26 protein-coding genes are annotated in these 21,929 nt (G+C 42.9%); 17 read left to right on the forward strand and 9 right to left on the reverse strand.

The annotated features are described in order from the left end of the window. Window positions 1-213: 213 nt before the first annotated feature. The 11 genes from WC5_RS10520 to WC5_RS10470 all read left to right on the forward strand — a co-directional run bounded on the left by WC5_RS10520 (window position 214) and on the right by WC5_RS10470 (window position 7,162). Window positions 214-396, forward strand: coding sequence for a hypothetical protein (locus WC5_RS10520; RefSeq protein WP_000870970.1), 183 nt, complete (start codon window positions 214-216; stop codon window positions 394-396). 147 nt (window positions 397-543) lie between these two features. Continuing rightward, a complete protein-coding gene (locus WC5_RS10515) occupies window positions 544-1,143 on the forward strand; it encodes a helix-turn-helix domain-containing protein (RefSeq protein WP_000594463.1) in 600 nt (199 codons plus the stop codon). A gap of 11 nt (window positions 1,144-1,154) precedes the next feature. After that, on the forward strand, window positions 1,155-1,433 hold the full coding sequence (locus WC5_RS10510) for a hypothetical protein (protein ID WP_000617147.1): 279 nt from the start codon (window positions 1,155-1,157) through the stop codon (window positions 1,431-1,433). A 132-nt stretch (window positions 1,434-1,565) separates the two neighbouring features. Continuing rightward, complete coding sequence (locus WC5_RS10505; protein ID WP_001129163.1) at window positions 1,566-1,976, forward strand: hypothetical protein; 411 nt, start codon at window positions 1,566-1,568, stop codon at window positions 1,974-1,976. A 1-nt stretch (window position 1,977) separates the two neighbouring features. Beyond that, window positions 1,978-2,316, forward strand: coding sequence for a hypothetical protein (locus WC5_RS10500; protein WP_001039292.1), 339 nt, complete (start codon window positions 1,978-1,980; stop codon window positions 2,314-2,316). A 341-nt stretch (window positions 2,317-2,657) separates the two neighbouring features. Then, window positions 2,658-2,870, forward strand: a complete 213-nt coding sequence (locus tag WC5_RS10495; protein ID WP_000898164.1) for a hypothetical protein — start codon at window positions 2,658-2,660, stop codon at window positions 2,868-2,870. Continuing rightward, on the forward strand, window positions 2,867-3,229 hold the full coding sequence (locus WC5_RS10490; protein ID WP_000582638.1) for a hypothetical protein: 363 nt from the start codon (window positions 2,867-2,869) through the stop codon (window positions 3,227-3,229). Before WC5_RS10495 ends, WC5_RS10490 begins: the two co-directional genes overlap by 4 nt. 18 nt (window positions 3,230-3,247) lie before the next feature. Continuing rightward, window positions 3,248-4,276: a major capsid protein gene (locus WC5_RS10485; protein WP_016231590.1), complete on the forward strand. Its 1,029-nt coding sequence runs from the start codon at window positions 3,248-3,250 to the stop codon at window positions 4,274-4,276. Window positions 4,277-4,363: 87 nt separating this feature from the next. Continuing rightward, window positions 4,364-4,567, forward strand: a complete 204-nt coding sequence (locus WC5_RS10480; RefSeq protein ID WP_000452041.1) for a hypothetical protein — start codon at window positions 4,364-4,366, stop codon at window positions 4,565-4,567. A 14-nt stretch (window positions 4,568-4,581) separates the two neighbouring features. Further along, complete coding sequence (locus WC5_RS10475; RefSeq protein ID WP_000890066.1) at window positions 4,582-6,417, forward strand: hypothetical protein; 1,836 nt, start codon at window positions 4,582-4,584, stop codon at window positions 6,415-6,417. Window positions 6,418-6,451: 34 nt separating this feature from the next. Continuing rightward, the gene (locus WC5_RS10470) at window positions 6,452-7,162 is read left to right on the forward strand and encodes a phage baseplate protein (RefSeq protein ID WP_000179447.1); all 711 of its coding nucleotides are present in this window, start codon (window positions 6,452-6,454) and stop codon (window positions 7,160-7,162) included. Window positions 7,163-7,241: 79 nt separating this feature from the next. Here WC5_RS10470 and WC5_RS10465 read toward each other — a convergent pair whose 3' ends face one another. After that, window positions 7,242-8,519: a tyrosine-type recombinase/integrase gene (locus WC5_RS10465; RefSeq protein ID WP_001269619.1), complete on the reverse strand. Its 1,278-nt coding sequence runs from the start codon at window positions 8,517-8,519 to the stop codon at window positions 7,242-7,244. A 509-nt stretch (window positions 8,520-9,028) separates the two neighbouring features. After that, complete coding sequence (locus tag WC5_RS10460; RefSeq protein ID WP_000687186.1) at window positions 9,029-9,928, reverse strand: LysR family transcriptional regulator; 900 nt, start codon at window positions 9,926-9,928, stop codon at window positions 9,029-9,031. A 98-nt stretch (window positions 9,929-10,026) separates the two neighbouring features. Here WC5_RS10460 and WC5_RS10455 point away from each other — a divergent pair, with 98 nt between their 5' ends. Both WC5_RS10455 and WC5_RS10450 read left to right on the forward strand, forming a co-directional pair. Continuing rightward, window positions 10,027-10,749: an SDR family oxidoreductase gene (locus tag WC5_RS10455; protein ID WP_000361971.1), complete on the forward strand. Its 723-nt coding sequence runs from the start codon at window positions 10,027-10,029 to the stop codon at window positions 10,747-10,749. 194 nt (window positions 10,750-10,943) lie between these two features. Next, a complete protein-coding gene (locus WC5_RS10450) occupies window positions 10,944-11,201 on the forward strand; it encodes a hypothetical protein (RefSeq protein ID WP_029379265.1) in 258 nt (85 codons plus the stop codon). Between the two features lie 417 nt (window positions 11,202-11,618). Here WC5_RS10450 and ykgR read toward each other — a convergent pair whose 3' ends face one another. Beyond that, entirely contained in the window at window positions 11,619-11,720 is a 102-nt protein-coding gene (ykgR, locus tag WC5_RS10445) for a small membrane protein YkgR (protein ID WP_000662260.1), read from the reverse strand. 313 nt (window positions 11,721-12,033) lie between these two features. On the opposite strand from ykgR, the gene WC5_RS10440 reads away from it, so the two are divergent. Next, window positions 12,034-12,927, forward strand: coding sequence for a LysR family transcriptional regulator (locus WC5_RS10440; protein ID WP_016231592.1), 894 nt, complete (start codon window positions 12,034-12,036; stop codon window positions 12,925-12,927). A 34-nt stretch (window positions 12,928-12,961) separates the two neighbouring features. On the opposite strand, the gene WC5_RS10435 is transcribed toward WC5_RS10440, so the two are convergent. Together WC5_RS10435 and WC5_RS10430 are read right to left on the reverse strand one after the other, a co-directional pair. Further along, entirely contained in the window at window positions 12,962-13,951 is a 990-nt protein-coding gene (locus tag WC5_RS10435) for an aldo/keto reductase (RefSeq protein WP_001172273.1), read from the reverse strand. A 26-nt stretch (window positions 13,952-13,977) separates the two neighbouring features. Then, on the reverse strand, window positions 13,978-14,829 hold the full coding sequence (locus WC5_RS10430) for an aldo/keto reductase (RefSeq protein WP_001195332.1): 852 nt from the start codon (window positions 14,827-14,829) through the stop codon (window positions 13,978-13,980). A 249-nt stretch (window positions 14,830-15,078) separates the two neighbouring features. Between WC5_RS10430 and WC5_RS10425 the strand changes: the two genes are divergently transcribed. Both WC5_RS10425 and WC5_RS10420 read left to right on the forward strand, forming a co-directional pair. Next, the gene (locus tag WC5_RS10425) at window positions 15,079-15,948 is read left to right on the forward strand and encodes an aldo/keto reductase (protein WP_010350406.1); all 870 of its coding nucleotides are present in this window, start codon (window positions 15,079-15,081) and stop codon (window positions 15,946-15,948) included. 162 nt (window positions 15,949-16,110) lie between these two features. Further along, the gene (locus WC5_RS10420; protein WP_000848743.1) at window positions 16,111-17,160 is read left to right on the forward strand and encodes an NAD(P)-dependent alcohol dehydrogenase; all 1,050 of its coding nucleotides are present in this window, start codon (window positions 16,111-16,113) and stop codon (window positions 17,158-17,160) included. A gap of 175 nt (window positions 17,161-17,335) precedes the next feature. On the opposite strand, the gene WC5_RS10415 is transcribed toward WC5_RS10420, so the two are convergent. From WC5_RS10415 to rclA, 4 genes are all read right to left on the reverse strand, one after another. Then, window positions 17,336-18,235, reverse strand: coding sequence for a LysR family transcriptional regulator (locus WC5_RS10415; protein ID WP_010350404.1), 900 nt, complete (start codon window positions 18,233-18,235; stop codon window positions 17,336-17,338). 178 nt (window positions 18,236-18,413) lie between these two features. Then, window positions 18,414-19,001: a reactive chlorine species resistance protein RclC gene (gene rclC / locus WC5_RS10410; protein WP_010350402.1), complete on the reverse strand. Its 588-nt coding sequence runs from the start codon at window positions 18,999-19,001 to the stop codon at window positions 18,414-18,416. A gap of 11 nt (window positions 19,002-19,012) precedes the next feature. Then, window positions 19,013-19,249 carry a reactive chlorine resistance periplasmic protein RclB gene (rclB, locus tag WC5_RS10405; RefSeq protein ID WP_000475159.1) on the reverse strand — a complete coding sequence of 79 codons (237 nt, stop codon included), beginning with the start codon at window positions 19,247-19,249 and terminating at the stop codon, window positions 19,013-19,015. 108 nt (window positions 19,250-19,357) lie between these two features. Continuing rightward, window positions 19,358-20,683 carry a reactive chlorine resistance oxidoreductase RclA gene (gene rclA / locus WC5_RS10400; RefSeq protein ID WP_001046284.1) on the reverse strand — a complete coding sequence of 442 codons (1,326 nt, stop codon included), beginning with the start codon at window positions 20,681-20,683 and terminating at the stop codon, window positions 19,358-19,360. 226 nt (window positions 20,684-20,909) lie between these two features. Between rclA and rclR the strand changes: the two genes are divergently transcribed. Beyond that, window positions 20,910-21,773, forward strand: a complete 864-nt coding sequence (gene rclR, locus WC5_RS10395; RefSeq protein ID WP_000339578.1) for a reactive chlorine-specific transcriptional regulator RclR — start codon at window positions 20,910-20,912, stop codon at window positions 21,771-21,773. The last annotated feature ends 156 nt before the right edge of the window (window positions 21,774-21,929 follow it).

Genomic DNA, 21,929 nt, shown 5'->3' on the forward strand with positions numbered 1-21,929 from the left:
CACAGGAGAGCACGAATTGCTAAGAAAAAATGTAAGTGCATGAAAAAGATCAGATTTTTTATGAAAGGGTATTGACAAATGTTTCTTTATATGTAATAATAGGTATTAGAGGGACAGAAAAACATTCTTCTCTAAATAATCAAAATCAATGCACTTTGAAGCCGTCAGGCTTGCAAGGTGTTTTATTTCTTTTAACTGAATAAGGAGTTTTTTATGAAATGGTTTACACCGGAGCACGTCGTAGAGGCATTTAAAAAAGGTGAGCTAACACGCCATCAAGTAGTAATGAACCGTAATATGGCAAGGAGTCGAGGTTATCCAGAGCGAGCAGCTTGTTTCAATGAAGCACTCAAGATTATTGATGAACTGCGTAAGAAAGAAGCAGAGAAAGAATAATAACAGGAGAAGGAGAAAACCAAATGAATATTAATTTTGATTCTGCAACTTATAACGCGTTGTTAAATCGCGCAAAGGCAGAAGGGAAATCAATTCCAAAACTTGTTAATGAACTACTAATTACAGTCCTTACAAAGGAGGAACTAAATGATCAAAAATATCAAAACAATTGCCGAAGCGAAAGCCAAATGTCTAAATCAGAAAGATGGTAAACAAAAATATGTAGTTGTTGAGCAATGGTTGAAGATGTTTAAAAAATGGTATTCACCATCTGGTAATGAATACACCGCTACACTGCCAGCCGTTGAAATCTATAGTTATATAGCTGGATTCAATGAACAAGGGCAAGAATGTTACGCTACTCAAAAAACATTAGCTAATATTGGAATGGTTAGTGATCGTCAGGTTCGCAATATTATAAATATGTTTGTTGATATGGGAGTTCTTTCTGTAGAGGCACGGGACGGTCAAACATCACTCTATAAAGCATTACCATTTACAGATGCACATATTACTCCCCCAGGAGAATCATCACTCTCTGATCTTTCTGAGGCAGAAGAAGCACAGGAACAACCTAAAGGCAATAAACAGCCTTCTTTTGATGTTCTTGATGATTGGGATGCGCCTTTGCCGTGGGAGACGGAAGAAACACCTGTTTCATCAAGTGAAAAGCTACCAAATGGTATTGAGGCATATTTTTCTAAGAATTACCCAAATGTGTATGATGACTTTGATATTCCATTTTAATAAGGAGGGTTATGATTCAATATTTAGTAAAAAATCAAGTAGACAGAATTCAGTGTAATGACACAGGAAAACGCATCTACGAAACACTTGCTTACCTCTATAAAGGAAAGCCAACACCGCTAAAATATAGCGATGTGTTACATCGAGCAGGTTGCTCTGAAGCTGGTTTAAAATTCTGGCTGAAACAGCTATCAAACTTCGGTGTTATTGAGATTAAAGAATTATCTTTCTCTACATTCAATCTCAAAAGACTAGACAAAGAAATAGAATTCATCTATTCCACTCTCTAAAATCTCTCTATGTAATTAAAATATAAAAGGAAAACATTATTATGATAGTAGCTATGTATTGGTTATTGTTCTTTCTCACGTTAGAAACATATTTCGGGGTGTTTTCCTTTAAAAGAAAAGGAAAATTAAATAATGGCAAAAAGAAAAAACAACGTTGTTAAGAAAATCGGGGATTCAGCTTCTCTTCTAAGTAAACCTAAATCTATTCTAAGACGTAAAGACTTTAAAGAGCTAGTTACGCTCACCAAGCAAAATAGCGCCCCTGGCGAATGGAAAACAGAGATCATAGAACATTCTCCCTCTGTGCCTTGTGGAGATGAATTTAACGCCTTACAAGAAATCTTATCTTCAACACCTGGCGTGTTCTGGAAACCTAAAAAAAGAAAAGAGTATATCGTTGACAGCTCTGATTTACGCAAATACCAGATTTTAGGATTTGAAGATTATAATCACTACGTCGGTTATCTCGCCACAAATGGCCTAAATAATTTAGTTCCTGAATTCCAAATTTTAGATAATGCAGATCACTATGGAGACTTTTAATATGAACAAAAACACGTATGACACAATTTACTCACTAATTAATTATTATGAGGATGATTACCTCCTGCCTTTAAACCGCGCTGAACTTGAAGCATACAAAGAAAACACGCCAGCGGCACTAAATGAGGCGTTTAAACACTGGGATTTAGCTGTGAATGCCTTTGAGCACCTCTCTAAGCGTGTAGAGATGCTCTGTAAGCGTGAGAACGCATATCTAACAGCGGATCAGCTATGGGAGCTATCAAACTGGATAGAAGGTATTGCATCGGACGTTCGCTATGTAGGAGATGGACTTGTTGAACTAGCTCAACGCTTAGGCGCTACTATCACAGAAGAATAAAAAAAGCAACAAAAAAGTTGTAAAATATCTTGACATTTCATATATTGTATGTTAATATAATTATATAGGGGTGATTATTTTTCCTTTATTGGTTCGATATTAAAAATTCTTCCTGTCATTAAAGGGGAGTAAAATCTCCGCTCCCCGCTTCTCCTCCTTAAGTAAATACTGTGCCATTATACCTCTTTGTTATGCATACATCTTGGAGTATGCATAACATAGGGTAATTACATAGGTATGAGTTAATAAAAGGCGGCTTTAAATGCTGCCTTTTATTTTGCCCGTTATGCAACTTAAAAGTTGTATTTCTTACTTTAAACAAGGTAACAAGGTTTATATAAATGTTGTTCTTAAATGATAAAGAGCAAATCATCAAGTATAAAGATGAAATGCTGAAAATTAATCCACAAATTACCGAAATGGTAGCTAAATACGCTGGGTGTTCTGTAGAGGAAGTAGAAAGATGTGTTGAAAAATATTTTTCTCCTTCTTCTCCGTCTACACCTTCCCTTAATGAATTAATCAAATTAAAAGCTAAGGAGATTACTAAATGATTATTGATTTAGACACTCTGTTTCCAGTTCGAAAGACTTTCACAGATATTGTAAGTTATTGTACTGATCCGTTTGCCTCTGTAGAAAGCAAGGTTTTTGCTTCTCTTCCTGCTGATGTTGAGTGCGGAGACTTGATCACCAGCACGGGCGCTAAATATGAATCAGGAGATGATATTTATGTTGTTATGAGTGAATTTGTAACGGCTGGAGAAAACAAGCCTGTAGATGTGCTACGTAGCAATGCTGGCCTTGTATGCATCAAAGCTGATGCCCTGAATGCTGTAAGTGAAGCAGCAAAAACAGCATTAATTAAAAAAGGCTTCCAGCTTGAAGGCTTTAATACGGTTTTCACTTCTTAATAAAAGGAATAATAATAAATGATTCTAGGTAATGATTACGTTGATTTAGCTCCTCTGTTCCAGGCACACAGCACTAGAAACTATCTGCTCTCTACCCTTGATTTTACGGATTCTGTAGGGGTTACATCTCATAAAGTAGCTATTTCCCAGCTTGTCGAAAGCAACGAATCTCTCTTTAACAAAGAGACAAGCCGTTTCTCTTCTGAACACAACGTTACTAAGCGAGAACAAGGTAAAGAATGGCTGATCGAAATCCCGTATTTTCTTCGTGAGGATGTGATCCGTCCCTCTGATGTTCAAGGCAAGCGTAAGCCTGGCACTGATTTTCAGGAAACACTCACTGATATCTATGCTGACTATGTTGCTAAACACCACGTAGCGTATCAGCGTACAAAAGAGAGCGTATTGGCTGCTTCTTTGTTCTCTGGCAAAACTTACACGCCTAAAACTGATGATGTTCTTATCGAGTGGAGCAAGCTGTTTAACGTGGTACCTATGAAAACCACTGTGAACGCTTCCAGCACTGACACCACGAAGATTTTTAAAGAATTTGATCAGATTGCTACTGACATTATCGAGAAAGCACAAAGCCAGGCGGCTGCTGTAGAGCGTATTGTTGTTTTCTGTAAACCTGAAGCCTTCTCTGCAATTCGATTCTCTGCGGGTATGGCAAACGCATTCCAGTATGTAAGCCCACTGGAAGAAGGGAACGTTGTGTATCAGCGTCGTGACCTGCTGCCAGGGGTGACAGCGTTCACTATTCCAGGAACTAACATCGATGTTGTTAAACTGGTAGATCCGCTACACCTTGCACATATGACCGCAGACGCTGTAGCTGTTCCGAAGTTTGCTAAAGGCTCTAATGTATATCAGAACATCTACGGGGCTGCTTCCAGCACCTTTGAACTGATTAATGCCGCTCCTGCTGAAGTGTATAGCTATAGCTATGAATCTTCTCGTGGTGATGCTGTTAACGTGGTTACAGAGAATAGCCAGATGGTTGTAAACCACGGTGTAGGCTTCTCCGTTCAAATCACTGTTAAATAATATTTTAACGTGTAATAGAGGCGTGGCGTGAATAACACGCTTCGCCTTTTTTTATTTATTTTTTAAATTTTGAGAGGTGATTAAAATATGGAAGTGATTTTGAAATCAAAAAATGGTGTACACGTTCATTTAGATGCTAATGATTCTAGAGGCTTGTTAAATCTGAAATATCTATGTTCTCTCTTGGATGTTCCATATGAAGGCGTAAAAGCCCGTATGTTCAGATTAAACGAGAGTATTGATCAGGCTCTACACCATTTCTTAAGCAAAGAAGGTGGTAAAAATGATTAATAAGAGGATTTTAAATGTTAGAAATTAACACTTCTAAAATTAAGAACACAGTAACATTTAGTGTAGATAAAGACAGCTTGAAAAAAGCGAAAGACTCTATTACAGGCTTAAAGGAATTCGCAGAAAATATCAAGCCAGCTAAATTAAGGTTTGATACTGTCACTAAAGGCTATAAGAAAGCACAAAGTGAAGTAGATAAGATTGCTCAACAGAAAGCTAAAGCCGAAAAACAGAATCAAAGAGCACAAGCTGCCGCAGCAAGAGCACAGGCAAGGCAACAGCAACAAATAGCAGCACGCAGTGAGAAGGCAGCCTTAAAACTGTTAGACGTTGGATCAAGCATTAGTGCAATGCACCGTCTCTCTGTAGCGGAACAATACAAAGCTATTGCACAGGCTAGAGAAATTGCCCTCCAATATGAAAGAGGCGCTATCAGCCTGGCACGTATGAATAGCCAGATGAAACGCCTACAACAACAACAACGTAAGATTAATGGCAACAGAAAAGCTCAATTAGCCCCCGTTAAGGGAGGAGGATCAGGGAATGCCGCCACTATGGGCGCTCTGTTATTTGGAGGCGCTACGGCTGCTGCTGGCGTGATGGCTGTAAGTAAAGCGTCGGAGTTTGTTAGTAACAGTTTCGCTAACGCAGAGACCCAAGGTGAGCTAATTCAACGTGCAAAGCTGGGCGGTGTAGACGTTAACCAGATGTATAATATTACAGAATGGGCGTATAAAAACGGCGTTGACTCTATGATGGGTGATCAAGGGGCTAGAAAATACCTGGATCAGATGAAAGATGTGCGTGAACGTGCCGCAAAATCCTATAGTGAAGCTGAATTGGTGAAAGACAAGAAAACCGGAAAATCAGGGAAATGGAAAGGCGGTGATAATGCTATTAATGAACTTCTAAACATCGGTGTTATTAACAAAAGCGACCTTAAAAAATTTGCTGATAATCCAGCCGGATTAATTTCTAAGGCTGTTAATGGAATGATGAAAAAAGGGTTTTCAGACTCCCAAATTGGACAACGTTTAGAAGACCTGGGCGATGATTTGATGCTTACGTCAAAATATTGGCAACGTTCCGTTAAAGATGTACAAGAAAGTATTAATCAGCAAAAAGCCTCTGGAAAATGGCTAACAGAAACACAGCAAGACTCTATTGTTAAATTCAGAGAACTAAACAGACAGCTTTCACAGCTTTCTGATGCAAGACAAGTAGCATTCGTAGACGGCTTTATGAAGTCTCTTGATCCAAAAGTAACGGAAGAGTTTATGAAAAACCTTTCTAATCTCACTCCGTATTTTACGAAGCTGGGAGAAGCTACAGGAAGTCTCTTTGAAGCTATTATGAAGATTGTAAACTGGTTTAATCGTAATGATGATAAGACAGATGCTATTCAGAAAAATTTAGGTGATGCACCGCCATTAAGCAATGAAGGGATGAAACAGCATCTTTCTAATCTCGTTCCTGACCAATATAAAGGCGCTGGCACTGCAACAACTACACCTGATAATAGTCATTCTCTCTTTAACACGATTAAGGGATTGCTTTTCGATGATAATTCTTCTGTGTCAGATGTAAAAATGTCAGTCAGCGAAGCACCGATAACCAATCTCAAACAGGGTGCTTTAAATAATCTTGCAATGACAACTCCGGCTTATAATTTATCTCCTGTGTTTAATCTGAATCCTACATTTGAAGTGGTAACAGAAGTTCCTCTTACTATTAATTCTGACACGTCGAGATTAAGCGATTATGTGGATTTTACAGCGAGAGCAAGTCGGGATAGCTTCTTGAAATCATTAACATTAACCAGCTTATCAGGACAATCTAACGGCGGGTAATTCCCGCCATAACATTACAAGGAAAATTATTATTATGGCGACCGCCGGGATTTTAACCATACGTGCAGCAAATACTCCAGAACAACACGTTCAGGCTGTTTACAAAGCAGAACAAGATATAAACTCTACAAAAAACGAAAATAGCAAAGCTAATAAAACAAAAGGAGAGAACGGATTTGCTATTGTTACCAGTGGCTTGGCATCTTCTGGTAATGACGTTTATGAAAATTATATGGCACTGGCTTTTGACAGTGTAGACGATGTGAACGTGAGACGTTCGGCAGATGTCACAAGCTACCCCGTAGAGAATGGTGCTACTGTGTCTGATCACGTTCAAATTAAAAACAATAAATTTTCTCTTAAAGGGCGTATCTCTGAAACACCGATTAAAAGCGATCCTGGCTTGTTAAAGAGTGCAGGGGTGAACGGGAACAGAAGATCATTAGCTATCGACTACCTGAATCAGATTATGGACAGTAGACAGCCTTTTCTTCTTGTTACAGAAAATAAAACTTTTGAGAACGTTGTTTTAACAGGCATCGAATACACAGAAGAGGCAAGCGAATCTCTGGTATTTGATCTTAGCTTTGAGCAGATCAGGCTCGTTTCGTATGGCACTGTAAACACTGTAGCTATCAAAACACAGCCATCTAAGAACATCGGGGCGAATATGAAAAAACGTGTTAACACTGAAAAATCAAGTGAAGGTGAAGACACTATTACTCCTGCCTTTAAACAGGAATAGCCGTAAACGCCTCTAAAACGCTCTGTAACGATGTAATTGTAAAAGAGGCTACCAATATGTTGAAGCCTCTTTATTGCGTCTATGGCGTTGTTTTACGCCTTAAATTTGATTTTTTATTGATTGATAAGCCTTTCTCTATTTCAGGGTAGCGTAGAAGCTCAATATATTTTTTAAGCTCTACTGGAGAAGCTGCATTCTTGCTATATGTGCGGAATGTCTCTGTATTGCCGCGTGTATGGCCCAGGAGAAGGGCGATCCTGTCTTCTGGAATTTGATTTCGATCAAGAAGCTGTGCTACTCCGTGTCTCAGAGAATGAAACACCTTCCTTTCTGTTCCCTTTTCCCCTAAAGCCTTTCGTTTAGCTCTTGTAAATCTCTGCGTATGCCACGTGGAACGTTTACCATCAGCACGCTCTGTAATGCTGGCGTGATAGAACAAAAAGCCATTATGAGGCTTTTCACGCAGCGACAACACCAACGGAGTGATAAGGCTATGTACAGGCACAACACGTGCCGCAGCTTTCGTTTTTCCCTGTGTGATTTCAAAACACAGCACACCTTCGATCTCTTTCACATCGTCTATTGTGAGACTTGCTATCTCATTGATCCGCATACCTGTATAAGCACCAATAAGACACAAAGCCATCATTTCTTTGTTTTCTGCTGAATTACCGGAAAATACTTGCAACACCTGCAATAGCTCTTTGTTAGAAAATGCCTCGTAGCTCTCTCTACTTTGTGCCACATCAAGCCTATGCCCTCGCCAGGGGGAGAGCGCCCTTTCTGGCGCATCGTGGTAACGTGATGAAGCTAACTCCCATAGCTGGGCCATTGGGCTGATATAATTTGCAATTGATTGTTGTGAAAGGGTTTTTTGCATGTGTTCAATCCAGCCTGTAACAGTGGTGCGGCTCACATCTTGCAATGCAATATCAGGCTTTTTACGGTAGGAGAGAAACATCTCTACCGCTTTTCTTGCCTTAGCTAAAGTGGCTGGCTTCTTCTTCGTGCTGTTAATTGTCAGGTAGATTTCAAGAATTTTAAGCAATGACGGACACGAAGACGCTGTATCTTGCATTCTGGTAGCTGTTTTGGCGTATTTAGCCTTACTGCGTAACAGCTCCAGCGTGTTCTCTATTGTGCTGTTTACAGGAGCGACACTCTCTCGTAAGCAATGGTATTCATCTGCAATCTGATCACGCTTTCTACGTGCAACACGAAGATTACTTGTGTGTAGACTTCTGACAAACGTCCTTTTTCCTTCAAAAAAGGGCTGCATATACACAGGCAGCGTGATCCGTAAATAGTAGTTACCGTAAGAATCACAGATTATGTATTGATTAGGCTTGTATCTCATAAACTCCCCGGCTAAAGTGTCGGAGCGTTTGTAATGTGAAAATTGATTGTAACGCATAGAAAATGATGATTTTTTCTATAAGATTCAATCAATTAGTAATGGTCGTAGGTGATGGCATTAACACGAGATTAATCGAGTGTTTTACTCCTATTATCGGCACCATTTAAATCAATAAGTTACCTCACATTTACGTAAACCACGTTCTCCTCTTGTGCCGTATTTGGGACATTGCGACTCATAATTACGTCCAATAGCGCAGTTTGATTTACGATCTTCCGGGTTTATTCATGCTACCCGCGCTGCATATCTATTTGTTGTCATTCAAGGTTGATGATGTTCGTGCTGTCTGTAGACGAAAGCGGCAGGTGAGTAAAATGTCTTTATTTATCATCCGTAACCCATGACGCCTGGTCATTGGGGCACTGTTCGGGACAGCAACATGATGAGACGCGGGCGTATCAAATTGCAACCCACACAATTTATCAAAATACTGCTCTAACATGAGGCAGTTAAGCCAATTGTTGTCGCCATTCCTTGACGTGGTCAATCAGAGCGCGGAGCTTTGGTGCAATATTGCGACGCTGAGGGAAATACAGATAGAAGCCAGGGAATTGTGGAAGAAAGTCATCGAGCAGAGATACGAGCTTACCACTTTCAATATACGGCCTGAAAGTTTCCTGAGTGGCAATTGTTATGCCTCCGCCGGCAAGAGCCAGCTTTAACATCAGACGCAGATCATTCGTTGTAATCTGCGGTTCAATCGCAAGGTCGAAAGCTCTCCCGTTTTCTTCAAATGGCCAGCGATAGGGCGCAACATCCGGGGATTGACGCCAGCCGATACACTTATGATTCACAAGTTCACGCGGATGAACAGGTATGCTGTTGGCTGCGAGATAGGAGGGAGAGGCAACCACCATTTCACGTTGCCTGGCGGTAAGGGGAACAGCAATCATATCTTTTTCAATGACTTCTCCGAGCCTTACGCCAGCATCGTAACCTGCGGCTACGATATCGAATTCCTCATCCGTGACAACAATATCAAGCGTAACGGCTGGATTGGCGGCTGCAAACGAAGCGAGTAGCGGACCTGAAAGAAATTCTTCAGCTATCGACGTCACCGCGATTCTGAGAAGTCCACGTGGCATATGGTCAGAAACCATTTCTTCGAACGCCGCCTCAATACCGGATAAAGGTAATGACAGTGATTTGTGCAGCCGTTCTCCTGCTTCCGTCAAATTAACTGAGCGCGTGGTCCGCATTACAAGCATGGTTCCGAAAGTATCCTCAAGCCGTCTTATTCCCTGACTGACCGCTGAACGGGTAACGCCCAGCCGTGCGGCGGCTTTACTGAAATTACTCTCTTCTGCTACCGCGATAAAAATGGGTAAAAGATTAAGATCGATTTTCATTGTTTAATGCCGCTAACCACTGAGTACATTGAAAGCAGGATACTGGAACCAATCATAAAGTTCTATTATCTCTCCGAACACATTTGAAGGAGAACGTAATGGATAAGGTCATATTAATCACCGGTGCATCAAGTGGTATTGGGGAAGGTATTGCCAGAGAGTTGGGAACGACAGGTGCGAAGGTTTTACTGGGAGCACGCAGACTTGAGCGGATCGAAGCCATTGCAGCAGAAATCTGTCGCGCAGGCGGTATTGCTAAAGCGCGGGAGTTGGATGTCACAGACCGACAGTCCATGAGCGGCTTTGTGCAAGCTGCGCTGGATAGCTGGGGCCGGGTTGATGTCCTTATTAATAATGCGGGTGTTATGCCGCTTTCACCGCTTGCAGCAGGAAAACAGGATGAATGGGAGCTCACTATTGACGTGAATATCAAGGGCGTGCTTTGGGGAATTGGCGCCGTACTTCCGGTGATGGAAGCACAGGGTTCCGGTCAGATCATCAATCTTGGTTCTATTGGTGCTCTTTCTGTCGTGCCCACTGGGGCAGTCTATTGTGCAACTAAGTTTGCTGTGCGGGCTATTTCTGATGGTTTACGGCAGGAAAGTTCGAAAATACGCGTGACCTGCGTAAATCCTGGCGTTGTAGAAAGCGAACTGGCGTCAACCATTGCCCATGTGGAAACCATGAAGGCAATGGACGCTTACCGTTCTGTTGCACTTCAACCCGCAGATATAGCCCGCGCAGTAAGGCATATTATTGAATCTCCTGAAAGCGTTGATACAACTGAAATTACCATCAGACCCACTGCGTCTGCAAACTGAAGGATAACGTTAATGTTTACATTCCCGTTTTATTAAATATATCGGGAGGAAAGTTTATATACCCCTGTCTTGCATAGCAAGATACATTAAATTATGCATTCTCACCCCGAGGGAGATAGAGGTTTAATTGCAGTAAAATGATTTTCTCAGGGAATAAACTGAAACTTGTTTAATTCCTTTGCATATAAAAACTCATGCTCTCAGTTATCAGGATAATAACCATGAATATTACATATTCTTTAATTGTTATTGCCGCTCTGTCTTTATTGTCCTTCAGTAGCGTCGCCAAAACTATTACTGCCGTCGGTTCAACCATTGACAGTGCTGAGAAAGAGATTTCTCTACAGGCAGAAAAACAAGGGAAATCATATGAAATTCTGGGTGTGCTTTTTAAGAACAGAGTTTATATGATAGCAAAGTTAACACCTGTCAGTAAAAATAACGCCTCATAAAGCAAATGGTATAATTTGTAAAATATTACCAGGATGCATGTATATTGATTCAAAATTGTCATTGTTATGGCAATGGAATGCCTGACAAATGACTCTATTCAAACCTGCTGCGCCAGTTGTTTTGCTAATTTTACCGATGCTTCGGTTTGCAGTGCTAAAATAATATTGGTCACTGTTTTATTTACTCTCTCTTACGCGGTCTGTAAATGAGCAGAAATAATACATCCTTAAGAGGTTAATGCTGGCGTAATCAATAGGCCAGCATTAATCACAGATGATTATGTTGCCAGTCAGATAGATATTGTTAAACCGTCGAATTCATAATCAACACTTTTTCTTACGCCTCTGAACAGCTTGAAAAGCAGGGAGAGGAAGCATATTTTAAATATCACGTAAGTGAATTGTTTTATGACGTTATTAGTAGAAATGGAGGAATAAATAGGCATATTCTACAACTGCAACAAAAACAACAATATTAATCAGTTTATGACTTATTTGCTGTACTTTATTCTCTTTCATTGGTACTTCCTCGCTTTAAAAAAGAGCGCACCTCATAAGCGCCTCTTATATAGATAACGAGTTTGGTCAACCAATTTTTTGAGGTGTATCACAAATTTGAAAAGATGTATTACATCAGCCATCACTCATGACAGCAAAGTCATCGATATACGTCACCTGAAAATCAGCTCCGGGGATGCGTCTGCTCTCATGAGTGACCAATTCTGGCGTTGATTGGCGCAGGGGAAGCATATAATACAGCTAAAATGATTGTATCTATGAACACCCTTCATAAGTGCGTTTTGAAGGGAATGCTTCTACAAGGAAATCGCTAATGCTCAAAGAAAACTTCAACGAACTGCAAATCTTTCTTGTGGTGGCAAGGGAGCGAAGTTTTACCAAAGCAGCGGGCAAACTCGGTGTTTCTCAGTCAGCTCTCAGCCATGCGATTAAGGCTCTGGAGGAAAGGTTAAATATCCGCCTCTTAACCCGAACGACTCGCAGCGTGGCTCCCACAGAAGCGGGGGAGAGAATAATCGCCTGTCTTGAACCTCGTATTGACGAACTTGAACAGGAACTGGAATCACTGATTCAACGGGACGGCACGCCCTCCGGGAATATTCGGTTATCTGCCGGGGAACATGCCGCGCGCAGTCTGATCTGGCCGAAGCTAAAACCCTTTCTCAGAGAGTATCCCGAAATCAATGTCGAACTGGTGGTGGATAACGGTTTTGTCGATATTGTCGAAGGTCGCTTTGATGCCGGAGTACGGCTGGGCGAAAGTATAGATAATGATATGATTGCCGTGAAGATTGGACCAGATATGCGAATGGCTGTGGTGGGGGCACCGTCTTATTTCGCTACAAACCCTGCGCCTGGAACGCCTCACGAGCTACAAAATCATCGCTGCATCAATATGCGTCTGCCAACTGCCGGTGGACTTTATCACTGGGAGTTTGAGCGAGAAGGGAAACCGTTACGGGTCAGAGTTGATGGGCAACTGACGTTCAATTTGCTGCCAGAAAGAATTGATGCAGCATTATCAGGATTTGGTATCGCCTGTGTTCCCGAAAACGCGGTTCAGGATCATATAAAGTCAGGCGAGCTTATTCAGGTTTTACAGGAGTGGTGTCCAACTTTTCCCGGATATTACCTTTACTATCCAAGCCGTAAGCAGCACCCACCTGCTTTTGCGCTGATGATCGATGCACTTCGCTACGCAGAATAACGGAGCCGCATTTTACTGTGGCTCCGTTTGAGCATTAACGGCCTACGCGAGCCTGATGCTCAGGCGAGTAACGTTCACCGACGATTTTAATCGTTTCCAGTGCCTGGGTTATCTGCTGAGTATCATTCTGCGAAAGAACGATGTCGACAGCGGCCAGGTTTTCCTCCAGCCGGTGCAGTTTAGTGGTGCCTGGGATGGGAACAATCCACGGCTTTTGTGCTAACAGCCATGCCAGTGCGATTTGTGCAGAGGTTACCCCTTTCTCCGCAGCCAGTTCACCTAACAAGGTGACCAGTTTTTCATTGGCTTCAATGGCTTGTGCTGCGAAACGCGGTACGGTGCTGCGGTAATCATCTTTGCCGAAAGTGGTTCCCGGCTTAATCGCACCTGTCAGGAAACCTTTACCTAGTGGGCTGAATGGTACAAAACCAATCCCCAGTTCCTCCAGCAACGGCAGGATTTCCTGTTCAGGTTCACGCCACCACATGGAATATTCGCTTTGCAGGGCGGTGACTGGTTGTACTGCATGGGCACGACGAATGGTTTGTGCCCCCGCTTCTGACAAGCCGAAATGTTTGACCTTACCTTCTGCGATTAGGTCTTTTACCGTTCCTGCAACATCTTCAATCGGGACATCCGGATCGACACGGTGTTGATACAGCAGGTCAATAACATCCGTCTTAAGGCGGCGTAATGATCCTTCAACGGCTTCACGGATATGTTCCGGGCGGCTGTTTAGAATCTGCTGCTTATTATCATCGCCGAAGGTAAAACCAAATTTAGTCGCAATCACCACGCGGTCACGAAACGGTTTTAAGGCTTCACCGACCACTTCTTCATTCAGATACGGACCATACACTTCGGCGGTATCGAAGAAGGTGACGCCGCGTTCAACCGCAGCACGAATGAGTTCGACAGCCTGACGGGTATCTGTCGCCGGGCCGTAGCCGTGGCTTAAGCCCATACAACCTAGCCCAAGAGCGGAGACATCTAGCCCGGATTTACCCAGATAACGTTTTTGCATTGAATGAATACCTCTTTTATCGCGGCTTAAACATCAAGTTTGCGGCCAGCCAGCCATTCCACCATCGCCGGGTCGCGGTGAGAGAAGAACGCGCTGGTTGCGGTATCCAGGGCAGTAATTTGCAGCATATCTTCAGGACTGAGTTCAAAATCTAGAATGTTGATGTTCTCTTCCATGCGTTCTTTGCGCACTGATTTTGCCAGTGAAACAATGCCTCGTTGGTAGATCCAGCGCAGAACAACCTGGCCCACGCTTTTGCCATACTTCTCGCCAATTGCCGTTAACACGGGATGCTGGAACAGACCATTTTTACCTTCCGCAAACGGTGCCCAGGCTTCTGGCTGAATGCCACGGCTTTGCATCCACGGAACGGCATGAAGTTGCTGGTTGAAGGGGTTAACTTCAATCTGATTGACCGCCGGAACGACTTTATTAAAGGCGATAAGGTCAGCCAGTCGGTCAGGGTGGAAGTTACTGACGCCAATCGCGCGAATTTTACCGGCCTGGTGAAGCTCTTCCATGGCACGCCAGGCTCCGTGGACATCACCGTAAGGCTGATGAATCAAATACAGGTCAACGTAATCAAGTTGCAGCCGATTCAGAGAGCGTTCGAACTGGGCTTTGGCACCTTCGTAACTGGTATCCTGCAACCAGAGTTTCGTTGTGACAAAGAGTTCGTTACGCGCAATACCGCTTTGTTTCAGCGCATTCCCGACCTGAGTTTCATTCTGATATGAGGCGGCGGTGTCAATCAGTCGATAACCAGTATCAATAGCGTCAATGACCGCTCTTTCGCATTCGGTGGCATCGGTCATCTGAAATACACCAAAACCCAGCAAGGGCATTTCAATACCGTTGTTCAGTCTTACAGTTTGCATGGTGTTATCCTTCCGTTATTGTTTATGGAAAGCATACCGTAAAGAGAGTTATTAGATTAGACGGCGAGATTTGTCAGGGGCTATGAACAAAATTCATTAATCTGCCTTAATGCTGGTGAGTAGCACTGTTATCGTGCAGGTCTATTTTATTGATGAATTATTTGCATAAGTGAAATCGATATTTACATACTAATCGAGAGTCGCATTTTAACTTAGAATAATAAGTCATACGTGATGGAGGTGCTTACCGTGGTGTTTTCTGTATTAAGCAACAATCTTAAAATGCCGATGATCGGTTTTGGAGTTTTTCAGGTTACCGATAAAGAAGAGTGTAAACAGTCGGTGTTGAGTGCTATCCGAACAGGTTATCGTCTAATCGATACTGCTGCGGTATACGGTAATGAAGATGCTGTCGGTGATGCCGTTCGTGAAGCTATTTCGGAAGGATTCTGTACTCGTGAGGAGTTATTTATTACTTCAAAACTGTGGGTGCAGGATATGGTTAATCAGGATACGGCAAAAGCAGGAATTGAAGCATCGTTAAAAAAATCGGGACTTGAATATTTTGACCTCTATTTATTGCACCAGGCGATGCGTGATTATTTCAGTGCGTGGCGAGCCCTGGAAGCGGCTTATGACGAGGGCAAACTGAAAGCGATTGGTGTTTCCAATTTCTATCCTCATGTATTAACAAACTTTTGTGAGACAGTCAGAATAAAACCAATGGTGAACCAGGTTGAGCTGCATCCCTATTTTGCACAACCAGAGGCGCTGGCAACCATGAAGCACTATAATGTGCAACCTGAAGCCTGGGCTCCGTTAGGCGGCGGAAGACATAAGCCGTTTGAAAACAAAATGCTTCAGAGTATTGCTGATGCCCACCAAAAAACGATTTCTCAGGTGATATTGCGCTGGAATATTCAACGTGGCGTGGTCGTTATCCCGAAATCAACTCATCAACAGCGTATTGAAGAGAACTTCGCCATTTGGGATTTTTCACTGACAGAGGCAGAAATGGAGCAAATTAGCTCGCTTGATTTAGGCTATGTTGGTGAATCCGTAAAACATTTTAATCCAGAATTTGTTCGTGGTTGTCTTGGCGTAAAAATACATGACTGATTTTAGTATTTGTTGAGCTATATTATTGGGATGATGACGTTTTTATCTGATCTTACAGGCTTTGTTTTATAAAATAACAAATTCAGACAATATGGGTTTTAACCAACGATTTAAGAATATGATTCTTAAATTATCAATCATTTCATAATGAAGAGGCACTTTATGAAAACTATCGGTTATGCCGCACTCTCTTCCGACGCAAAACTGGTTCCTTATCATTTTAAACGTCGTGAGTTACGGGACAATGATATTGCCATCGAAATTCTTTATTGTGGCGTTTGTCACTCAGATTTACATACAGTTAATGGTGACTGGGGGCCTCAGCCTTATCCGTTAATTCCGGGGCACGAAATTGTCGGTATCGTGAGAGCAGTGGGGCAGGGGGTTAAAAAATATCAAGTAGGCGATCATGTTGCCGTTGGCTGTATGGTCGATAGCTGTATGCATTGCGACCAGTGTGAACAAGGTGAAGAACAGTATTGCCGCCACGGGATGACGCCAACCTACGGTGCTAAGGATCGGATTAGCGGCGAAATTACTCAGGGAGGCTACTCCAAACATATTGTGGTACGTGAAGAATTTGTACTGCGGATCCCTGAAAATATGGATTTAGCCAAAACTGCGCCGATTCTCTGTGCCGGAATTACCACGTTCTCACCATTACGTACCTGGAATGTTGGTCCTGGCAGCCGTGTGGGCGTTATTGGGTTAGGCGGTTTAGGTCATATGGCTGTGAAACTGGCTGTCGCGATGGGGGCTGACGTTACTGTGATTAGCCGGACTAAAAGCAAAGAAGCAGACGCAAAATTGCTCGGTGCAAAAGGCATTCTGCCATCTTCAGACCCAGAGGCATTACAGATGTCAGCCTGTGCATTCGATTTGATTATCGATACGGTTCCCGTTAAACACGACCTGAATATCTACACCCCATTGTTAGATATTGATGGCTCATTAGTTATTGTTGGACAGGTTGGGCCAATGGAAGAACCGTCAACGATCCCTCTGATTATGGGGCGTCGCCGTGTTGCTGGCTCACTCATCGGCGGTATTGCAGAAACACAGGAAGTGCTGGATTTCTGTGCGAAGCATAATATTTATCCCGAATGTGAAATGATCAATATTGATCAGATAAACGATGCTTTTGCTCGCCTTGCAAAAGGGGATATGGCACATCGTTTTGTTATTGACATGGCTTCACTGAATGCTGAGTAACGAAATAATTCAGCGCAGAGCTTCTGTATATTTTCCAGCAACTCACAAGAAAGGTGTTCAATAATGGAACCCAAAATGTGTTTGAGAGCAGGAATTTGCGCTGAGCACTAACAGACATAATGATATTAAAAAAGCCAGAGTCTTGCGATAGCCCTGGCTTTTGTTTGCCTGATGTTCAGTTTTTTTTATGATGGCGTAGCGCATCAACAACCAGCTGGAATGCTTTTGAGTGATTTCTGTTTTCCGGGTAATAAATATAATAACCATCCCAATAAGGACACCAGTCTTCAAGTACACTGATCAGTTCGCCGCTGGCGATGTATTTTTCCGCAATATCGCGTGGAACATGCGCCAGGCCGTAGCCCTCTAACGCCGCCTGCAAATTTTGATAGATACGGCTAAACACCAGTTGACCGCTGACTTTGACATTCAGGCTTTTTCCTTCTTTCTCAAACTCCCACGCATACAGATTGCCATGCGTTGGAAAACGAAGATTAATGCAGTTATGACTAATAAGGTCATCTGGATGCTTTGGCAAAGGGTGCTGAGAAAAATATGCTGGCGAACCGACAACAGCAAAGCGCACGTCGGGACCAATACGTACAGAGATCATACCGCTGGATATCTGTTCTCCCAGGCGAGTTCCTGCATCGAATCGACCAGATACAATATCCGTTAAAGTATAATCATCAATTAATTCCAGATTTATATCCGGATATTCTTTTAGTAATGGCTCAAGTTTTGGCCAGATGACTGACCTGATAGCATAATCGGATGTGGATATTCGAACGGTTCCAGCAGGCTTCTTATTGAGATCTTTTAGTTGCTGCAATGTTCCCTGAATCCCATCAATATGAGGCCCCAGCTCATCAAGCATTGATTGCCCTACATCCGTTAGCGATATGCTGCGGGTGGTGCGCGTGAGGAGTTTCATACCCAGACGAGATTCAAGGGTGCGCATACTGTGACTCAAAGCCGATTGTGATATCCCCAATTGAGCAGCAGCCCTGGTGAAACTCTTTTCACGCGCAACAACGATGAATGTCATTAAATCATTAAGATTTTCTCGTGCCACTCTCTGCCTCTCATTGCGGAAAAAAGATATCTGTTTATATGTTAGCGTGAGAGATATGGTAAGCCCCAACCTTAAACAAGGAAACATTGAGCATAAAAATAGCGTCAGTCTTACCTGTACAAAGGGAAAACTGACGCCTGAAAAATTAAACAACAGATTCTCTTCTGATTATAAAGAGTTAAATTTTAAAATCTGAACACGACTCATTACTTCGTTGCTTAAGGATTTCCCGAGCCGAATCAGCCATTATCATGACTGCGCCAGCCAGCATCAGGGTATCTTTCAACACCAGACGACCGGCTCCGGATAAATAAGGAAAACCATGATGAGCATCCCCCAGAGCCGGCACCCAGGCTTCAGGAGTGGTGATTAAAAATGAGAGTGTTACCAGTGGTGTAGCAAATGACATTAATGCACCCAATAAACCCAACCACCGGTTAACAGGATTTGCTAACACCAGCAGAGCAATCATCACCTCCACGACGCCAAGGCCATTGGAAAAACCATAGGTATTATTAGCAATTTGCCATGTCCGGGCTTCCGGTTTATATTCGCCTTCGTGAGTCAGATACTGTTTATATTCTTCTGGATGTTCATAGAAGAACGACATTAGCGGACTGTTCGCGACGAATGGTGTAATGCTGTCGGCCTCGTAAGGGACAAACTTTAATAACCCAATCCACATAAAAACAATCGCAATACTCAGACGAATCAATGTCAGGCCAATTTTATCTCCCCGACTTAACAGGTGCAGGTATTTTTCCATTATCAACATCCTTATTTATACAATACTGCCGTCGCGGTTGAGTTGTTATCAATCCGCATGGAGGTGATTTTCCATGATGATGCGTCATGTTTTCTGGCGATATCAGCAATGGCATCCTCAAGAACGGTCGGTGAGGCTGATACTGACGAGACGCTGACATGTTTCAGGACTATTTTGTCATCTGCATTGGTGGAAAAAGCCATAACGCCAGATAATAGCGTTGCAAATAAAACAGTTTTTTTAAACATATAAAATACCATCAATGGAGTGATTAAGAAGTTATAGAATAAGCAAAAATTAATAAAGTTGTTTTCTCTGAGACGCCAGAAGATTTGTCCTGGCGTCTGATTTTGGGTTTATTTGACTAATGAAAATAGATCATTGAGTGATTCGCTCATCGACGGATGAGTAAAAATCTGATCGCGTAATACGCTATAAGGCAATCCGGCATCCATCGCCATTTTCACAATATTGATCATCTCGTGGGAGTCAACACATAGCAGTGATGCCCCTAATATGCGCTGGGTTTTATTATCGATAATCGCTTTTAATACCCCACGGGTATCGTTCATCACTCTGGCGCGCGGAATTGCCGCTACAGGCAATGTAACCACCTGAATATCTGCACCACACTCTCTGGCTTGTTCTTCTGTCATACCAACCCGAGACAGTGGAGGAGTCATGAATACGGAATAAGGCACATTTTTCCGATCATCAGTACTACGTCTGCCTTCTCCCAGTAACTCATCGCGCACAATGCGGTAATCATCCAGTGAAATATAAGTAAACTGCAGCCCGCCGGTAACATCTCCCATCGCCCAAATATTGTCTGCGGTGGTATGTAATCGCTTGTCAACGACAATTGCCCCGCGCTCGTTCACCGCAACCCCGGCATTTTCTGGTTTTAACGAGGCGGTAGCAGGCTGGCGACCGGAAGCAATTAACAGGACATCCACTGCCAGTTGAGCGTGTCCGGTATGCACTTGTACTTTATTTTTATCGTGGCTGATACGCTGCACATGGGCGTTGAGGATAATATCCACTCCCTGCTCACGTAAAATAGTCGCGATATTATCAGCAATATCCCGATCTTCCCGAGGCAAAAACAGAGGCGCGGCTTCGAAAATAGTCACCTTACTGCCAAAATTAGCGAACATAGAGGCAAACTCAACGCCAATATATCCCCCGCCTAAAATGCCCAAATGTTCGGGCAATTCCTTCAGGTTAAGTAATCCGGTACTGTCATAGACGCCAGGTGTCGTGGTTATTCCTTGAACTGGCGGAACAACAGTTTGTGCGCCGGTATTAATAAAAATTTTCTCACCATGAATCTCCAGATTTCCCTCAGGTCGATGAATACGCAGAATATGATTATTGATAAACTCCGCTTGCCCGACGATCACGTCGATATTGGGCATATCCGCAAGATTATGGAAATTCTTATTGCGTAAAAAATTGACGACTTCATCTTTACGCTGCATGGCATGGGAAAAATCTGTGTGCTGTTGTGCATCATGAACCAATGTTTTGGTTGGGATGCAGCCGATATTAATACATGTCCCGCCATACATTGCATTCGATTGTTCTATGAGAGCCACACGCCAACCCGCTTTAGCCAGCGTGACGGCTAATGTTTTTCCTGCCTTACCAAAACCAATAATAACTGCCTGATATTTATTCATGATAATTTCCTGTCGAAACGTATTCATTTGACGTAATGACTATAGACGTAAATTCGTAAATAACACTTCTTCACAACGCTTGATATTTTGTCTTATCGTCTGATGTTCGTTGTTTTTTAATCAGAGTCACAATATAACGATGATGATTAACTAATTGATGATATTGGCTTAAGGCTTATATAAGATTATTGCTGTCTATAATCAAAAAACTACTCAGGAGTCTGATATGGATGCCCTTAGCCGTTTGTTGATGCTTAACGCTCCACAAGGAACGATCGATAAAAATTGCGAGTTAGGAAGTGACTGGCAGCTTCCACATGTTGCGGGGGAACTATCGGTTATTCGTTGGCATGTGTTAACACAAGGTGCGGCAAAACTGGAAATGCCGGCGGGGCAGACCTTTACATTGCGCCCTGGGAATGTGGTTCTGCTAACACAAAATTCAGCTCATCGTCTGAATCACATTGAAAATGAATCGACCTGTATTGTGTGCGGCACTCTTCGGCTGCAACGTTCGGCGCGTTATTTTTTAACCTCTTTGCCGGAAGCTCTGTTTTTGGCACCGGAAAGTGACAGCGTGGAGTTTAACTGGCTGAGGGAGGCGATTCCTTTTTTACAACAGGAATCCAGAGCGGCAATGCCGGGAGCGGATGCTCTGTGCAGCCAGGTATGCGCCACACTCTTTACACTCGCCGTGCGTGGATGGATCGTACAGGCTAATACGGAGAAAAATATCCTCAGTTTGTTGCTTCATCCGCGCCTTGGTGCGGTGATTCAGCAAATGCTGGAAATGCCTGCTCATCCCTGGACAGTCGAATCGCTGGCCAGCATCGTTCACATGTCCAGGGCAAGTTTTGCCCAACTTTTTCGTGATGTTTCTGGAACCACGCCATTGGCTGTATTAACAAAGTTGCGGCTACAAATAGCGGCTCAGCGGTTTTCCAGGGAAACGCTCCCCGTCGTGGTGATCGCTGAGTCAGTAGGCTATGCCAGTGAATCATCCTTTCACAAGGCATTTGTTCGTGAGTTTGGCTGTACTCCTGGAGAATATCGGGAAAGAGTCAGACAGCTTCAGGAGGTTATCTTATAAGCTAAATATGGATAAGATTACCCGTTATAAAAATAGAGCATGTCATACTCAGCGTAGCGGGGAAAAACAGCAGGATGTTCTGGTAGAAATAAAGAACATCCTGGCATTCTAAAGGCAAGATTTCTGTTACTTAATCGTTGCGTGCATCCTTATCCA

Origin of the sequence: Escherichia sp. KTE114, assembly GCF_000407765.1 — a bacterium.
Taxonomy (GTDB): Bacteria; Pseudomonadota; Gammaproteobacteria; order Enterobacterales; family Enterobacteriaceae; genus Escherichia; species Escherichia ruysiae.

What these genes read in the sequence shown, in the direction of transcription:
- WC5_RS10460 (WP_000687186.1), bottom strand. Translation starts at nt 9,928, where the DNA reads ATGAAAATCGATCTTAATCTTTTACCCATTTTTATCGCGGTAGCAGAA.
- WC5_RS10435 (WP_001172273.1), bottom strand. Translation starts at nt 13,951, where the DNA reads ATGCAAAAACGTTATCTGGGTAAATCCGGGCTAGATGTCTCCGCTCTT.
- WC5_RS10430 (WP_001195332.1), bottom strand. Translation starts at nt 14,829, where the DNA reads ATGCAAACTGTAAGACTGAACAACGGTATTGAAATGCCCTTGCTGGGT.
- WC5_RS10490 (WP_000582638.1), top strand. Translation starts at nt 2,867, where the DNA reads ATGATTATTGATTTAGACACTCTGTTTCCAGTTCGAAAGACTTTCACA.
- WC5_RS10500 (WP_001039292.1), top strand. Translation starts at nt 1,978, where the DNA reads ATGAACAAAAACACGTATGACACAATTTACTCACTAATTAATTATTAT.
- rclB (WP_000475159.1), bottom strand. Translation starts at nt 19,249, where the DNA reads ATGTTTAAAAAAACTGTTTTATTTGCAACGCTATTATCTGGCGTTATG.
- WC5_RS10520 (WP_000870970.1), top strand. Translation starts at nt 214, where the DNA reads ATGAAATGGTTTACACCGGAGCACGTCGTAGAGGCATTTAAAAAAGGT.
- WC5_RS10475 (WP_000890066.1), top strand. Translation starts at nt 4,582, where the DNA reads ATGTTAGAAATTAACACTTCTAAAATTAAGAACACAGTAACATTTAGT.
- WC5_RS10455 (WP_000361971.1), top strand. Translation starts at nt 10,027, where the DNA reads ATGGATAAGGTCATATTAATCACCGGTGCATCAAGTGGTATTGGGGAA.
- WC5_RS10505 (WP_001129163.1), top strand. Translation starts at nt 1,566, where the DNA reads ATGGCAAAAAGAAAAAACAACGTTGTTAAGAAAATCGGGGATTCAGCT.
- WC5_RS10485 (WP_016231590.1), top strand. Translation starts at nt 3,248, where the DNA reads ATGATTCTAGGTAATGATTACGTTGATTTAGCTCCTCTGTTCCAGGCA.
- rclR (WP_000339578.1), top strand. Translation starts at nt 20,910, where the DNA reads ATGGATGCCCTTAGCCGTTTGTTGATGCTTAACGCTCCACAAGGAACG.
- WC5_RS10465 (WP_001269619.1), bottom strand. Translation starts at nt 8,519, where the DNA reads ATGAGATACAAGCCTAATCAATACATAATCTGTGATTCTTACGGTAAC.
- WC5_RS10440 (WP_016231592.1), top strand. Translation starts at nt 12,034, where the DNA reads ATGCTCAAAGAAAACTTCAACGAACTGCAAATCTTTCTTGTGGTGGCA.
- WC5_RS10510 (WP_000617147.1), top strand. Translation starts at nt 1,155, where the DNA reads ATGATTCAATATTTAGTAAAAAATCAAGTAGACAGAATTCAGTGTAAT.
- rclA (WP_001046284.1), bottom strand. Translation starts at nt 20,683, where the DNA reads ATGAATAAATATCAGGCAGTTATTATTGGTTTTGGTAAGGCAGGAAAA.
- WC5_RS10450 (WP_029379265.1), top strand. Translation starts at nt 10,944, where the DNA reads ATGCTCTCAGTTATCAGGATAATAACCATGAATATTACATATTCTTTA.
- WC5_RS10495 (WP_000898164.1), top strand. Translation starts at nt 2,658, where the DNA reads ATGTTGTTCTTAAATGATAAAGAGCAAATCATCAAGTATAAAGATGAA.
- WC5_RS10480 (WP_000452041.1), top strand. Translation starts at nt 4,364, where the DNA reads ATGGAAGTGATTTTGAAATCAAAAAATGGTGTACACGTTCATTTAGAT.
- WC5_RS10470 (WP_000179447.1), top strand. Translation starts at nt 6,452, where the DNA reads ATGGCGACCGCCGGGATTTTAACCATACGTGCAGCAAATACTCCAGAA.
- rclC (WP_010350402.1), bottom strand. Translation starts at nt 19,001, where the DNA reads ATGGAAAAATACCTGCACCTGTTAAGTCGGGGAGATAAAATTGGCCTG.
- WC5_RS10420 (WP_000848743.1), top strand. Translation starts at nt 16,111, where the DNA reads ATGAAAACTATCGGTTATGCCGCACTCTCTTCCGACGCAAAACTGGTT.
- WC5_RS10515 (WP_000594463.1), top strand. Translation starts at nt 544, where the DNA reads ATGATCAAAAATATCAAAACAATTGCCGAAGCGAAAGCCAAATGTCTA.
- ykgR (WP_000662260.1), bottom strand. Translation starts at nt 11,720, where the DNA reads ATGAAAGAGAATAAAGTACAGCAAATAAGTCATAAACTGATTAATATT.